The organism is Roseomonas sp. FDAARGOS_362, assembly GCF_002754815.1.
Classification (GTDB): domain Bacteria; phylum Pseudomonadota; class Alphaproteobacteria; order Acetobacterales; family Acetobacteraceae; genus Roseomonas; species Roseomonas mucosa.
Genome location: NZ_CP024588.1, coordinates 1,190,756 through 1,204,662 on the forward strand (window position 1 = coordinate 1,190,756; position 13,907 = coordinate 1,204,662).

16 protein-coding genes are annotated in these 13,907 nt (G+C 71.9%); 4 read left to right on the forward strand and 12 right to left on the reverse strand.

Annotated features, from left to right (window positions below; genetic code table 11):
• Positions 1–43: 43 nt before the first annotated feature.
• From CTJ15_RS10360 to rpmH, 9 genes are all read right to left on the reverse strand, one after another.
• The gene (locus CTJ15_RS10360) at positions 44–646 is read right to left on the reverse strand and encodes a hypothetical protein (RefSeq protein ID WP_058390137.1); all 603 of its coding nucleotides are present in this window, start codon (positions 644–646) and stop codon (positions 44–46) included.
• Positions 634–1,746 (reverse strand): succinyl-diaminopimelate desuccinylase, encoded by a 1,113-nt coding sequence (gene dapE / locus CTJ15_RS10365; RefSeq protein ID WP_075822502.1) that lies wholly within the window; start codon positions 1,744–1,746, stop codon positions 634–636. Before dapE ends, CTJ15_RS10360 begins: the two co-directional genes overlap by 13 nt.
• Before the next feature lie 25 nt (positions 1,747–1,771).
• On the reverse strand, positions 1,772–2,611 hold the full coding sequence (gene dapD / locus CTJ15_RS10370) for a 2,3,4,5-tetrahydropyridine-2,6-dicarboxylate N-succinyltransferase (RefSeq protein WP_058390135.1): 840 nt from the start codon (positions 2,609–2,611) through the stop codon (positions 1,772–1,774).
• A 272-nt stretch (positions 2,612–2,883) separates the two neighbouring features.
• Complete coding sequence (argB, locus tag CTJ15_RS10375) at positions 2,884–3,768, reverse strand: acetylglutamate kinase (protein ID WP_019461408.1); 885 nt, start codon at positions 3,766–3,768, stop codon at positions 2,884–2,886.
• Positions 3,769–4,349: 581 nt separating this feature from the next.
• Positions 4,350–5,060, reverse strand: a complete 711-nt coding sequence (gene yihA / locus CTJ15_RS10380) for a ribosome biogenesis GTP-binding protein YihA/YsxC (RefSeq protein ID WP_099781554.1) — start codon at positions 5,058–5,060, stop codon at positions 4,350–4,352.
• Positions 5,057–6,805, reverse strand: coding sequence for a membrane protein insertase YidC (gene yidC, locus CTJ15_RS10385; protein ID WP_019461406.1), 1,749 nt, complete (start codon positions 6,803–6,805; stop codon positions 5,057–5,059). Before yidC ends, yihA begins: the two co-directional genes overlap by 4 nt.
• Before the next feature lie 4 nt (positions 6,806–6,809).
• Complete coding sequence (yidD, locus tag CTJ15_RS10390; RefSeq protein WP_019461405.1) at positions 6,810–7,073, reverse strand: membrane protein insertion efficiency factor YidD; 264 nt, start codon at positions 7,071–7,073, stop codon at positions 6,810–6,812.
• Positions 7,070–7,471 (reverse strand): ribonuclease P protein component, encoded by a 402-nt coding sequence (rnpA, locus tag CTJ15_RS10395; RefSeq protein ID WP_019461404.1) that lies wholly within the window; start codon positions 7,469–7,471, stop codon positions 7,070–7,072. Before rnpA ends, yidD begins: the two co-directional genes overlap by 4 nt.
• Positions 7,472–7,499: 28 nt before the next feature.
• Positions 7,500–7,634 carry a 50S ribosomal protein L34 gene (rpmH, locus tag CTJ15_RS10400; protein ID WP_019461403.1) on the reverse strand — a complete coding sequence of 45 codons (135 nt, stop codon included), beginning with the start codon at positions 7,632–7,634 and terminating at the stop codon, positions 7,500–7,502.
• A 341-nt stretch (positions 7,635–7,975) separates the two neighbouring features.
• Here rpmH and CTJ15_RS10405 point away from each other — a divergent pair, with 341 nt between their 5' ends.
• The 4 genes from CTJ15_RS10405 (at position 7,976) to CTJ15_RS10420 (ending at position 11,806) form a co-directional block, all read left to right on the forward strand.
• Entirely contained in the window at positions 7,976–9,397 is a 1,422-nt protein-coding gene (locus CTJ15_RS10405; protein WP_058390134.1) for an FAD-dependent oxidoreductase, read from the forward strand.
• A 53-nt stretch (positions 9,398–9,450) separates the two neighbouring features.
• Positions 9,451–10,245: a 3-hydroxybutyrate dehydrogenase gene (locus tag CTJ15_RS10410; protein ID WP_019462619.1), complete on the forward strand. Its 795-nt coding sequence runs from the start codon at positions 9,451–9,453 to the stop codon at positions 10,243–10,245.
• Positions 10,246–10,325: 80 nt separating this feature from the next.
• Positions 10,326–11,333: a patatin-like phospholipase family protein gene (locus CTJ15_RS10415; protein ID WP_058390133.1), complete on the forward strand. Its 1,008-nt coding sequence runs from the start codon at positions 10,326–10,328 to the stop codon at positions 11,331–11,333.
• Positions 11,330–11,806 carry a GNAT family N-acetyltransferase gene (locus tag CTJ15_RS10420; RefSeq protein ID WP_058390132.1) on the forward strand — a complete coding sequence of 159 codons (477 nt, stop codon included), beginning with the start codon at positions 11,330–11,332 and terminating at the stop codon, positions 11,804–11,806. The genes CTJ15_RS10415 and CTJ15_RS10420 overlap by 4 nt, the downstream gene beginning before the upstream one ends.
• A gap of 9 nt (positions 11,807–11,815) precedes the next feature.
• Here the strand turns inward: CTJ15_RS10420 and CTJ15_RS10425 are convergent, their stop codons facing one another.
• The 3 genes from CTJ15_RS10425 to CTJ15_RS10435 form a co-directional block, all read right to left on the reverse strand.
• Complete coding sequence (locus CTJ15_RS10425; RefSeq protein ID WP_058390131.1) at positions 11,816–12,226, reverse strand: DUF3293 domain-containing protein; 411 nt, start codon at positions 12,224–12,226, stop codon at positions 11,816–11,818.
• Positions 12,223–13,413, reverse strand: a complete 1,191-nt coding sequence (locus tag CTJ15_RS10430; protein ID WP_026033466.1) for a class I SAM-dependent rRNA methyltransferase — start codon at positions 13,411–13,413, stop codon at positions 12,223–12,225. Before CTJ15_RS10430 ends, CTJ15_RS10425 begins: the two co-directional genes overlap by 4 nt.
• Before the next feature lie 78 nt (positions 13,414–13,491).
• Entirely contained in the window at positions 13,492–13,872 is a 381-nt protein-coding gene (locus tag CTJ15_RS10435; protein WP_058390130.1) for a VOC family protein, read from the reverse strand.
• Positions 13,873–13,907 lie beyond the last annotated feature (35 nt).

The following is a 13,907-nucleotide window of genomic DNA, read 5'->3' on the forward strand; positions in this document are numbered from 1 at the left end:
CCTTCCACCCAGGAGCGAAAACCCCGTGAGTGGAAGCGGGTCGTCAGTCCACCATGGCGACGGCCTGCACCGCCCCGGCCAGGAAGATGCTGATCGCCAGGTCCAGCGCCACGAAGGTCGCCGCCTGGAAGCCGTTCACGCCCAGCGCCTCCCGCGCCACGAACCATTCCAGCCACATCGCATAGCCGAAGGTGGCGATGCCCAGCCAGGTCGCCACCATGCCCGGCGGCACCGGCAGCAGCACCAGGAGCACGGCGTACTGGACGGTGTTCGCCCAGTTCCAGGCGGCGATGAAGCGCGGCCAGCGCGCCAGCAGCCCCGCCCGGGCCGCCAGCCAGTGGGAGGCCAGGGCATAGCCGGCCCAGGAGCAGACGAAGCCCGAGAGCTCGGCCACCAGGAAGCGCAGCGGGTCGGTGCCGACCTCGCCTTCCGCCCCGTTGACAAGGCGCAGCAGCACGAAGACCGGCAGGCAGAGGGCCGCCGCCCAGAAGGAGCGCGCCGCTCCTTCCGGCGACAGGCAGGCGAAGGCGATCCCCGCCGCCTTTCCCCGCGCCAGCAGGAAGGCGCCGCGCAGGCCCGCCACGATCTGCACCGCCAGGGCGGGCGGCGCGGCGGAGGGATGGTGGGGCGCGCTCAGCCGAGGCACTCCGCGATCACGGCGCCATAGAGCGCGGCCAGGGCGCGCAGCTCCCCGACCGGCGTGCATTCGTCCACCTTGTGCATGGTGGTCCCCACCGCGCCCAGCTCGGCCACCGGGCAGTAGCGGGTGATGAAGCGCGCATCCGAGGTGCCGCCGCCGGTGTCCAGCGCCGCCGCCTCGCCCGTCGCCCGCTCCACCGCGCGGCGCAGCGCCTCCACGAAAGGCCCCGGCCCGGTCAGGAAGGCCTCGCCGGAACAGGAGAAGCGCGCCTCGTGTTGCGGCGCCTCGGCCTCCAGCGCCTCCCGGATCCAGCGCTCCAGGCTGGCGGCGCCGTGCAGGTTGTTGAAGCGGATGTTCAGGGTGGCCTTCGCCTCGCCCGGCACGAGGTTGGTCGTCGGATTGCCCACGTCAAAGCTCGTAACCTGGATCGAGGAAGCCTCGAACCATTCCGTTCCCTCGTCCAGCGGCTGCGCCACCAGCCGGTTCAGCGCCCGCACCAGCCGGTGCACCGGATTGTCGCAGCGCGCCGGATAGGCGACATGGCCCTGCGTGCCCCGCACCGTCAGATAGGCGGTCAGGCTGCCCCGCCGCCCGATCTTGATCGTGTCGCCCAGCCGGACCCTGGAGGTCGGCTCGCCCACGAGGCACATGTCCGGCACCTGCCCGTTCGCCGCCATCCATTCCAGCACACGCACCGTGCCGTCATGGGCATCGCCCTCCTCATCCCCGGTGATCAGGAAGGAGAGGCTGCCGCGCGGCTGCGGCGCATGGGCGGCGGCGAGCATGGCGGCCACCCCGCCCTTCATGTCCGTGGCCCCGCGGCCGTAGAGCACGCCCTCCACGATCTCCGCCGCGAAGGGATCGTGGCGCCAGCCCTCGCCGGGCGGCACCACGTCCACATGCCCGGCGAGGCAGAGATGCGGCCCCTCCCCGCCCCGCCGGGCGAAGAGGTTCTCCGTCTCGCCGAAGCGCAGGCGGGTGCAGCGGAAGCCCAGGGGCTCCAGGATGCCCTCCAGCACCGCCATCGCCCCGTCATCCGCCGGGGTGACGGAACGGCAGCGGATCAGCGCCTGCGCGATCGGCAGGGGGTCGGCGATGGCGGTCACGGCCCGGGCTCCGGTCAAGGGCGGCTCAATCGCGCAGCAGCTCGTTGATCGAGGTCTTCTCGCGCGTGCGGGCGTCCACCCGCTTCACGATCACGGCGCAGTAGAGCGACGGCCCCTGCGACCCGTCCGGCAGCGGCCTGCCGGGCAGGTTGCCGGGCACCACCACGGAATAAGCGGGCACACGGCCAACGAAGACCTCGCCCGTGGCGCGGTCGATGATCTTGGTGGAGGCCGAAAGGAACACGCCCATCGACAGCACCGAGCCGCGGCCGACGATCACGCCCTCGGCCACCTCGGAGCGGGCGCCGATGAAGCAGTCGTCCTCGACGATCACCGGATTGGCCTGCAGCGGCTCCAGCACGCCGCCAATGCCGACGCCGCCGGACAGGTGGCAGTTCTTCCCGATCTGGGCGCAGGAGCCGACCGTGGTCCAGGTATCGACCATGGTACCGGAAGCGACATAGGCGCCGACATTCACGAAGGAGGGCATCAGCACCACGTTCGGCGCGATATAGGCCGGGCGGCGGGCCACGGCGCCCGGCACGGCGCGGAACCCGGCCTCGCGGAACTGGGTCTCGCTCCAGCCCTCCCACTTCAGCGGCACCTTGTCCCAGGCCCCGGCGCCTTCCTGCCGGCGGAAGGTGTTGTCCTCCAGCCGGAAGCTCAGCAGCACCGCCTGCTTCAGCCACTGGTGCACCGTCCACTCGCCATTGCCGGAGATGGAGGCGACGCGCTGCTTGCCGCTGTCCAGCAGGTCCAGCGCATCCGCCACCGCCTGGCGGTCGGCACCCTGGGTGGCGGGCGTCACTTCCGCGCGGCGCTCCCAGAGCGCCTCGATGGTCTTCTGCAGGCTGGACAGGTCCATGGTCGCGATGATCCCGATCGGTTTGGCGAATGCGTTCGGCGTGACCCTCTCGCGCGCACCGGCAGGCGTGTCAACGCGCCGCTTGCGATGGAGTCCGGCCCGCCGGGAAGCGAAGCGCCGCAGGCCTTGTGTGAACGGCACCCCTGCCCGGCCGTCGCAGCCCCCGCTCCACATCCGGCCAGCGGACCGGAGCCGGTCGCCACGGCGTGAGGATCCGGGGCGAGCGGCGGAGCCTCTCGCCCCCGGGCCAGCCACGAGGCAGCCTCAGGCCCTCAGGGCCGGATCAGCGTCCCCGGCCCGGCATCGGTGAAGAGCTCGGCCAGCACCGCATGCGGTACCCGCCCGTCCAGGATCACGGCGCCCTCGACACCCAGCTCCACCGCCTGGATGCAGGTCTCGACCTTCGGGATCATCCCGCCCGAGATCATGCCGCTCGCGATCCCGGCCCGGACCTCGGCCACCGTCATTTCCGGGATCAGGCGCTTGTTCTCGTCCAGCACGCCCGGCACGTCGGTCAGCATCAGCAGCCGCGCCGCCTTCAGCGCCCCGGCCACCGCTCCGGCCACGGTGTCGGCGTTGATGTTCAAGGTCTGGCCCTTCGCATCCACTCCGACCGGTGCCACCACGGGCACGATATCGGCGCCGATCAGCAGCTCCAGGACGCGGGTATCGACCTTCTCCGGCTCGCCCACGAAGCCCAGGTCGAGCACCTTCGGCTCGCCGGTCTGCGGGTCCGTGACCGTCTTCAGCGTCTTGCGCGCAGTGATCAGGTTGCCGTCCTTGCCGCTGATGCCGACGGCGATGGCACCGGCCCGGGTGATCGCCTCGGCCACCTGCTTGTTCACCGATCCGGCCAGGACCATCTCGACGATGTCCACCGTCTTCTCGTCGGTGATGCGCAGGCCCTGGACGAACTCGGACTGTACGTTCAGCTGCTTCAGCATGGCGTTGATCTGCGGCCCGCCGCCATGCACCACCACCGGGTTGATGCCGACCTGCTCCAGCAGCGCGATGTCCTGACCGAAGCGGAAGGCCGTCTCCTCCTCCCCCATGGCATGGCCACCGTACTTCACGACCACGACGGCGTCGTCGTAACGCTTCAGGAAAGGCAGCGCATCGGAAAGGAGCGCGATGTTGTCGCGCATGGTTTCGGTCATGGCATCGGCTCCGATGGATCGCGGCGGAAGGCGCCGTTCGCCTCTTGCGGGCACCGCAGCACAGGGTCAAGAGCGCCGCGGCCGGCCGGCTCCGGCTCCGGCTGGGAGCCATGGGCGGGGCTGGGCCGGATCGGCGGGCCTCTCGGGCGGCAAGGAGCGGGCGGGGTATGCACCCGGGCCGGTGGGGTCGGCCCGTGTACTCCCGCTCCTCGCCGCGCCGATCAGCCGGCGCGCGGGCGGGAAATCCGGCGCACCGGGGGGAAGCCACAGGAAGTGTCCGGCCGAAACAGGCCGATGCGGGGGGTGCTCTGCGTCACACCGGAAAGCGGTCGGAGATGAGCCGGCCCTCCGATGATGCGGCGCAAATCCGGCCTCGTGTCGACCGGGCAGCGGTCGGGCGTCGCGGCCTGGACGGCCGGGGCCAGCAAGGCAACACAGAGCGCAAGGACCACGCGTCTCACCAAACCCTCCCTGGGCATATCTGTCTTATGACGACGCCAGGATTCGGGAGAAGCACGCGCAGGTTGAACTGCGTCCATTATGCCGCACTGTGGCCGGCACGCCTCAGTTCGTGCCGGGGATCAGGGTGCCAGGGCCATGGAAGCGAGTTCTGCCCGCAGTTCGGGGATGCCCAGGCCCTTCTCACTGCTGGTGGTGATCACCAGCGGATGGGCCGCCGCCTGCTTGGCCACCAGGCGCTCCGCCTCCTGCTGACGCTTCGCCAACCGCGCCTGCGGCGTATCGTCGGCCTTGGTCAGCACGATCTGGAAGGGCACCGCCGCCTTTCCGAGCAGGTCCATCGCCGCCCGGTCCGAGTCCTTGGTCTCCACCCGCGCATCGAGGAGCAGGATGACCCGGCGCAGGGTCGTCCGGCCGCGCAGGTAGTCGAACATCAACCCCTGCCAGTCCTCCTTCACCGCCTTGGCCGCCTGGGCATAGCCATAGCCCGGCATGTCCACGAGGGTGAGCCGCGCCTGACCCTCCCCGCCCAGCTCGAAGAAGTTCAGCTGCTTGGTGCGCCCGGGGGTGTTGGACACGCGGGCCAGGGTCTTCTGTCCCGTCAGGGCGTTCACCAGCGAGGACTTGCCTACGTTGGAGCGGCCGCAGAAGGCCACCTCCGGCAGCCGCGCCTCCGGCAGCTGGTCCAGCCGCTGGGAGGCGAAGACGAAGCGGCAGGGCCGGGCGAAGAGCAGCCGCCCGGCCTCCAGCGCCGCGAGGCGCTCGGCCTCGCGCTCATCCACCGGAGCGGCCAGGGCAGCGGCCTCCGGCTTGTGCTCCGGTGCCTCGCTCATGTCCGCACCAGCTTCTTCTGCTCGCGGCGCTCGGCACGCTCCTGCCGGGTGATCCAGGCCTGCTGGAGCACGGAGAGCGTGTTGTTCCAGCTCCAGTAGATCACCAGCCCGGCCGGGAAGCTCGCCAGCATGAAGGTGAAGATCACCGGCATCCAGGCGAAGAGCTTGGCCTGGATCGGATCGGGCGGCTGCGGGTTCAGCCGCTGCTGCGCCCACATGGTGAAGCCCATGATGATCGCCCAGACCGGCATGTGCAGCATGTGCGGCGGATCCCAGGGGATCAGCCCGAACAGCGTGAACAGGTTGGTCGGGTCGGGCGCCGAAAGGTCGCGGATCCAGCCGAAGAAGGGCGCATGCCGCATCTCGATGGTGACGAACAGGACCTTGTAGAGTGCGAAGAAGACCGGGATCTGGATCAGGATGGGCAGGCAGCCGGAGGCGGGGTTCACCTTCTCCGTCTTGTACAGGCCCATCATCTCCTGCTGCATCTTCGCCGGGTCGTCCTTGAACTTCTCCCGGATCTCGTTCATCCGCGGCGTCAGGGCGCGCATCCGCGCCATGGACTTGTAGGACTTGTTGGCCAGCGGGAAGAACAGCGCCTTCAGCGCCACCGTGAAGATCAGGATGGCGATGCCGAAATTGCCGACGATGTGATACAGCCAGTCCAGCGCGTAGAAGAATGGCTTGGTCAGGAAATAGAACCAGCCGAAATCCACAGCCTTGTCGAAATCGGTGATCCCGAGGTTGTCGCGATAGGCGTCGAGGGTGCGGACCTCCTTGGCGCCGGCGAAGACGCGCGTGCCGAAATCCGCCGTCGCGCCCGGCGCCACGCTCAGCGGCTGCGGCGCGGAGAAATCCACCTGCCAGCGGTCGCCCTCGGGGCCCGGCTGCTCCTGCGTGTGGCGGAAGGCGGCGCGGATGGTCTCCTGCGGCGTCATCGCGGTGACCGCGGCCAGCCAATACTTGTCGGTGAAGCCTGCCCAGCCGCCGGTGCTGTCCTCCTGGAAGGCAAGCCCCTGCGCCTTGTTCGCGGCATCCTTGGCGGCCGAGTACTTCAGCTCCTGCAGGTGCCCGCCGAGCACGCCGACGAAGCCCTCGTGCAGGATGTAGTAGTTCGCGAGCTGCGGCGTGTGCTCGCGCCGCACGCGGGTCCAGGGCAGGACCTGCACCGGCTCGGACCCGTTGTTGATCACCCGCTGCTGCGCGGTGAACATGAAGTTGTCGTCCACCGACAGCACGATCTCGAAGACCTGGCCGGCGCCGTTGTCCCAGCGCAGGGTCACCGGATGCTGCGGCGTCAGCGGCGCCTTGTCCGCCACCGTCCAGTCGGTGTCGGGCCCCGGCACCGGCGTGCGGCCATCGGCGGCGCTCCAGCCCCACTGGGTGAAATAGGGCGCGACCTCTCCGCGCGGCGCGAACATGCGCACCAGCGGCGAATTCGGCGCGACCGTCTCGCGGTAGTTCTTCAGCACCAGGTCGTCGAGCCTGGCGCCACGCAGGTTGAGGCTGCCGCCCAGGCGCGGCGTCTCGATCGGCAGGTGCTCGGCCGCGACGCGCTCCGGCGGCTGGGCGCCCTGGGTCGGGGCCGGGGAGCCGATGCCGGGCGGCAGGGGCTCGGTCGGCGCCTGGCGTGCCTGCTGCTGGCTCTGCACCTGCTGCTGCACCGTGGGGCGGTTCCACAGCTCGAAGCCCAGCAGGATGGCGATCGAGATCGCGATCGCGACGAGCAGTCGCTTGTTGTCCATCGATTCAACCGTTCTCGCGGGCGGTGGATGCCCCAATGCGGGGCGATGCGGGCGGGACAGGGTCCCAGCCGCCCGGGTTCCAGGGGTGGCAGCGCAGGATTCGCCGGGCCGTCAGCCAGGTGCCGCGCGTGGCACCATGGCTGGCCAGGGCTTCGAGCGCATAGTCGCTGCAATGCGGGTGGAAGCGGCAGTGGCTGCCGATGATCGGGCGAAGCCCATAGCGATAGGCATGCACCGCGACGGTCAGGACGCCGGCGGCGGGGCTCAAGCCCCCTGCCCCGGCGCGGTGCCGCCTTCCGCCGCGGCGGGACCCGGCGGGACGATGACGCCCGCCTGGCGAAGCGCGCCGCGCAGGTCGCCCAGCAGCGTGGACCAGTCGCGCGTCATCACCCCGTCGCGGGCGACGAGCACGAGGTCCCAGCCACGGGGCGCGCAGCCGGGCGGCGGGGCCGCGTGCAGCAGTTCGTGCGCCGCGGCGCGCAGCCGCCGCTTGGCGCGGTTGCGCACCACGGCGTTGCCGAGCTTCTTCGTTGCCGTGAAACCGACGCGAAGAGGCCCTTCCGTTTCCGGAAGAGCCTGCAGCAGCACACTGGGCCGTGCCGCGCGCTTACCCTTGCCGGCGACGCGAAGGAACTCGCGTCGCTGCTTCAGGCGCGGCAGGGCCATGGGATACGCGGAACCGCGCGCCGTCCGCTCAGGCGGACAGGCGCTTGCGGCCCTTGGAGCGGCGGTTGGCGACGACCCTGCGGCCGCCCACCGTCTCCATGCGGGCGCGGAAGCCGTGCCGGCGCTTCCGGACGAGCTTGGAGGGCTGATAGGTACGCTTCACGGGACGTGGCTCCGTTCGGAAAAAGTGGCTGGATCTGCCGGGACCGACCCCGTTTCGGGTTTCCCGGCCGTGCCCGTCTCCGTCCCCTCCCCCGAGGGCAGGGAGACAGGCACGACAGGCAACGCCGGCCCCGGTGCACAAGGCGCGGGTCCGGCGCGGTTGGCGCTGTATAGGGAGAGGGTAACGGACCCGTCAACCACTCAACACGCAGGATCGGCCCCGCATTCCCGCATCCCTGCCCCCGCTTCGCCGTTTCCGGCCCCTCCGGCCGCCGCCAATCCCGTCCCATCGTGCGATCCCCTCCTGACGCCGGGCCCGGCTGCGGCCATAAGGGGCGGCGCATGCCTGAGACCGACATCGCCGTGATCGGCGCCGGCTCCGCCGGTCTTTCCACCGCCACCCTCGCGACCCTGCTGGGCCGGCGCGTCACCCTCTTCGAGCGCGAGGAGCCCGGCGGGCGGCGGCTGCGGCAGCGCCTGCCGCTGGACGCGCTGCTGGCCGCCGCCCGCACTGCCCAGGCCCTGCGGCAAGGGGGGCGACTCGGGCTCCGCGCCGCGGACCTGGCCATCGACTGGGAAGGTGTCCGGGCACATCTCCGCCGCGCCACGGAAGCCCTGGAGCCCGAATCCTCGGAGGCCCGGCTGCGCGGCATGGGGGTCGATCTCGTCACCGGCTCCTCGGCGCATTTCCTGGCCCCCGACTGCCTGGAGGCCGCCGGCCGCAACTGGCGTTTCCGCCAGGCCGTGGTGGCGGCGGGCAGCGCGCCGCTGCTGCCCGCCATCGAGGGGCTGGCCGACATCCCCTATCTCGATGGGCAGAGCGGCCTCGACCTGGACACGCCGCCCGGGCACCTCCTGATCCTGGGCCATGGGGCGGAGGCACTGGAACTGGCCCAGGCCCATCAGCGCCTGGGCTGCCTCGCCACCGTTGTCGCGGACGGCCCGCTCCTGCCGGGGCTGGAGCCGGAAATGGTGGAGCTGCTGCGCGAAGCGCTCCGGGCGGAAGGGATCACCCTGTGCGAAGGGCATCCGGCGGTGCGGGTGGAGCGCCATCCGGAAGGGCTGGAGCTGCTGCTGGAGGATGGCCGGCGGATCACCGGCACCCATCTGCTGCTGGCCACCCCGTCCCGGCCCCGGCTGGCACCGCTGGACCTCGCCGCCGCCGGCATCGCCACGACCGCGCACGGCATCGCCACCGGCCCTGGCCTGCGCGCCCGGGGCAACCGCAGGGTCTGGGCGGCCGGCAGCATCGCCGATGTCGCGGATTCCGGCGCGCATCCCGACAGGGCTGAGGAACACGCGGCGCTGCTGCTGCGCTCCCTGTTCCTCCGCATTCCCGGCCACCCCTCCACGCCACTGCCCGCGCGGCTGGTCCGCACCGATCCCGAGCTGCTGCAGGTCGGCCTGACCGCCGCCGAGGCCGAGGCGGCCGGGCATGTCGTCCGGATGCAGCGGCGCGGCCTCACGGAGAGCGGCCGGCTGGTCGCCGAGGGCCGGACGGGCGGGCTGGTCCGGCTGGTGCTGGACCGGCGGGACAGGCTGCTCGGCGCCGCCGTGCTGGCGCCCGGCATCGCCGCGCCGCGCGAACTCGCCGGGGCACTGGCGCTGCTGCTGGGCCGCCCGCTGCGCGACCTTGCCGCCCTGCCCCTGCCGCAGCCCTCCCTGGGGGCCAGCCTTCGCCTGGCGGCGCTGGACAGGCTTGCGCCGGCTCTGGACCGGCCCATGCTGCGGAAACTCGTATTCCTGCTCGGGCGTCTGCCCTGACGGTGCCGCCGCGCGGCCCGGCGCCCCGGCGGGATGGAACAAGGAGAGACTCCATGGAACGCAGCCTGGAGGGCCGCACGGCCCTGGTCACCGGCTCCACCAGCGGGATCGGGCGCGGCATCGCCCTCGCCTTCGCCCAGGCCGGGGCGAAGATCCTGTTGCACGGGCTGGGCGCGCCCGGCCAGGTGGACAAGGTCCGCGCCGAGCTGGCCGAGGTCACCGGCGGCGAGGTCGCCTATTCCGCCGCCGACCTGTCGGATGCGCGGGAGGTCCGCAAGATGTGCGCCCAGGCCGAGGAGGTGCTCGGCCATGTGGACATCCTGGTGAACAACGCGGGCATCCAGTTCACCAGCCCGGTGGAACAGTTCCCCGAGGAGAAGTGGGACCAGATCATCGCGATCAACCTCTCCTCCGCCTTTCACGCCACCGCCGCCCTGCTGCCGGGCATGAGGAAGGCGGGCTGGGGCCGCATCATCAACATCGCCTCCGCCCATGGGCTGGTCGGCTCGCCGAACAAGGTCGCCTATGTCGCCGCCAAGCACGGCATCGTCGGCATGACCAAGGTGGTGGCGCTGGAAACGGCGCGCGGCACCGGCGTCACCTGCAACGCCATCTGCCCCGGCTTCGTCCGCACCCCGCTGGCCGAGGCCCAGGTCGACCCGATCGCGAAGCGCGAGGGCGTGTCCGCCGAGGCGGCGCTGACCGAGCACCTGCTGCGCCCCATGGCGTCGCGTCGCTGGGTCGAGGTCGAGGAGGTGGCGCAAATGGCCCTCTATGTCTGCGGCCCACATACCGATTCCCTGACCGGCGAGATCCTCGGCCTGGACGGCGGCTGGACCGCCGCCTGATGGAAGGCAGCATTCCCCCCGCCCTGCCGCCGGCCGGGCCTGGGCAGGAAGGGCGGGAGGGAACCGGGGCGAGGCGCGCGGTGAACCTCGCCCTTCAGGGTGGCGGCACGCATGGCGCCTTCACCTGGGGCGTGCTGGACCGGCTGCTGGAGGAGGAGTGGCTGGAGATCGCGGCCATTTCCGGCAGCAGCGCCGGGGCGATCAACGGCGCGCTGGTCACCCAGGGCCTGGCGGAAGGCGGACCCGTGCGGGCCAAGGCCCTGCTGGACCGCTTCTGGTGGGGGCTGGCGCAGCGGCTCTCCTTCAGCCCGCTGCGCAACACGCCGCTGGAGAAGGCCTTCTGGGGCTACGACCTCAGCTACAGCCTCGCCTGGCAGACCTTCGACACGCTGACCCGCGTCCTCTCGCCCTACCAGATGAACCCCACGCCACTCGACCTGAACCCGCTGCGCGACGCGCTGGCCGAGGTGCTGGACCCGATCCGCCTGCGCCGCGACCCGGCCGGGCCGAAGCTCTTCGTGTCCGCCACCAATGTCCGCACCGGCAAGGCGCGGGTCTTCGAGCGGCCGGAGATCAGCGTGGAGGCCCTGCTCGCCTCCGCCTGTCTGCCGCAGATCTTCAAGGCGGTGGAGATCGACGGCGAGGCCTTCTGGGATGGCGGCTTCCTGGGCAACCCGCCGCTCTGGCCGCTCTACGGACGCGGCTCGCCGCCCGACATCGTGCTGGTGCAGATCAACCCGCTGACCCGGCCGGACATTCCCTACACTGCCTCCGACATCATGACCCGGATGCAGGAGATCGGCTTCAACGCCTCGCTGATGTACGAGATGCGGGCCATCGCCTTCGTGCAGCGGCTGATCGGGAGCGGCACGCTGAACGACCCGCGCTATGGTCCGCTCTACATCCACATGATCGAGGACGAGGACCTGCTGCGGAACTTCGGCGTCTCCAGCAAGTACAATGGGGAGGGCGAGTTCCTGGCGGCGCTCAAGCGCCATGGGCGGGAAGCGGCGGAACGCTGGCTGCGCGACGGGACCGGCGCGCTGGGCCAGGCCAACGGGGTGGACCTGCGGGCGCGGTTCCTGTGACGCGGCACCGCGTCAGCCCCCTTCCCGCCGTCCCGGACTTCCTGGACACGGTGGCGGAGCGGATCTGGCGGGCCTGGTGGCAGGCGGAGGAGCCGGACCCCGAACCGATCGCGGCGCGGCTGCGGCCTGGCCTGCGCGGGGATGCCCTGCCCCAGGCCCTGGTGTCCCATCGGGGCGAAACCTATCTCGGCAATGTCCTGCTGATCGAGAGCGACCTCGACGAACGCCCGGCACTGACGCCCTGGCTGGCTGCGCTGTGGGTGGAGCCGGAGCAGCGTGGGCGGGGCCTCGCCACGCAACTGCAGGAGGAAGGCGCGTGCCTCGCCGCGAGCCGTGGCTTCGCGGAAGCGCATCTCTGCGCCCGGCCGGCCCTGCGCGGCTTCTATGCCGGGCGCGGCTGGCACCTGGCGGAAACATCGGTGGGCGCGGAGGAGCTGGATGTCTTCCGGCGCCGCCTGCCGGGCGGGGCGTAGCGCCCCGGCCTAGCGCAGCCACAGGAGGCGGGCCGGCCGTCCCCGGGCCAGGAGGACCACCGCGTTCTGCCGGAAGCGGCGCCCCAGCACGGCCAGCCGGCGCGGGTCGGCCAGGAGCAGGCGCTGCTCCTCCCGCCAGCGCCCCTCGCCGCTGCGCGCGGGCAGGCTGGGCAGGTGCCGGATGAGCCGTTCCAGGCACTCCTGCCTCCGGCGGTTCCGGCCTTCCGGCAGGCGTCGGCCCAGCGGGTTCCAGGCCGTGACCAGCCCGCCCGCCAGGGCACAGGGATGCCCGCCGAGGCGGACGAGCAGCGCGTCCAGCCGGGGGCTGCGCCGGCCGATGCGGACCGGAACGCCGCCGGCCTCGTAGCGGGCGCGGCGATAGGCGGCGCGCAGCCGCGCCGGCACCGCCCCGCCGTTCACGACAGGTGCAGCAGCACGCCCTTGAGATAGGCGCTTTCCGGCAGGGCCGGATGCACCGGATGGTCCGGCCCGGCCCCGAAGATGCCGAGGATCCGCCCCTCCCTCCGGGCGCGCCCCAGCCCCTCCACCACCGCGTCGGTGAACTCGCCCGTGCCGACATGGTGGGAGCAGGAGGCGATGAAGAGGAAGCCCCCGGGCGCCACCAGCCGGGCGGAAAGCCGCGCCAGCCGGGCATAGGCCCGCAGCGCCGGCCCATGGTCCTTGCGCGTCTTGGCGAAGGCCGGGGGGTCGGACACCACGATGCCGAACTGCCGACCCTCCGCCGCCAGCGCCTCCAGGCTTTCCATCGCCTCGCCCCGGCGATAGGCGACGCGGTCGGCGAGGCCGTTGCGCTCCGCCGTCTCGCGCGCCGTGGCCAGGGCGTGCTCGGAACGGTCGAGCAGCGTCACCTCGCTCGCCCCGGCCTTCGCCGCCTGCAGCCCGAAGCCGCCGGTATGGCAGAAGGCGTCCAGCACCGTCTGCCCGCGCGCCAGCGCCGCCACCCGGGCGCGGTTGTCCCGCTGGTCGTAGAACCAGCCGGTCTTCTGGCCGCCCAGCGGGTCCACCGAGAAGGCGACGCCGCCTTCCTCCACGGTGGCGCGGGCATCCCCGCCCGCCAGGAGCCGGACCTCCTGCGGCAGCCCTTCCAGCCCGCGCACCGAGGCGTCGTTGCGCGCCACCACGGCGCGGAGCGGCAGCAGGTCGCGCAGCGCCGCGAGGATGTCCGGCGTGGCCAGCTCCATGCCGGCGGTGTTGGCCTGCAGCGCCAGCACGTCGCCATAGCGGTCGAGCACCAGCCCCGGCAGGCCATCGGCCTCGGCATGGGCGAGGCGGTAATAGGGCCCGTCGCGCAGCCGCTCGCGCAGCGCCAGCGCCGCGGCCAGCCTTTCGCGCCAGAAGCCGGGGCCGGCCGCCGCGTCGGGATCGCGGCTGAGGCGCCGGCCGGCGATCAGGGAATGCGGGTTGTACTGGTACAGGCCGAGGCGGCTGCCATCGTCGCCCTCCACCCGCACCAGCCCGCCGGGCACCAGCGCCTTGGTGGCCGCGCCGGTGGCGACCTCGTTGGAGAAGATCCAGGGATGCCCCGCCTTGGCCCGGCGCTCGCGGCCGGGCAGCAGGCGGATCGGGGGAATGTCAGAATTCGTCATGAAGGCGCGGACCATGCCGCCGGGCGCCGCCGCTGTCCATCTGCCAAAGGAGGCTGCCAAAAGGGTCGGCCCCACGCCTCAGCGGTATTCCGAGATCTCCACCAGATTGTCGTCCGGATCGCGCAGATAGACCGAGCGGATCGGCCCCGTGGCCCCGGCGCGGTCCACCGGGCCGAGCTCGATCGCCAGCCCGCGCTCCTCCAGCAGAACGATCACCGCTTCCAGCGGCCGGTCGGCGATCAGGCAGAAATCCGTGCTGCCCGGCGTCGGGTTCGCGGCGCGCGGCAGGACCGGGGCCCCCGCCGCCTCGTGCAGGTTGAACTTCTGCCGCCCGAAGCAGAGCGCCACGCGCCCGCCGCCGAAGACCTCCTCCCGCATTCCCAGGCCGCGCACGTAGAAGTCCCGCGTCCGCGCGATGTCGCGCACCGTCAGCACCAGATGGTCCAGCCGGTCGATCATGTCCTCAACCTCATCCTGACATTTCCAACCGCCGC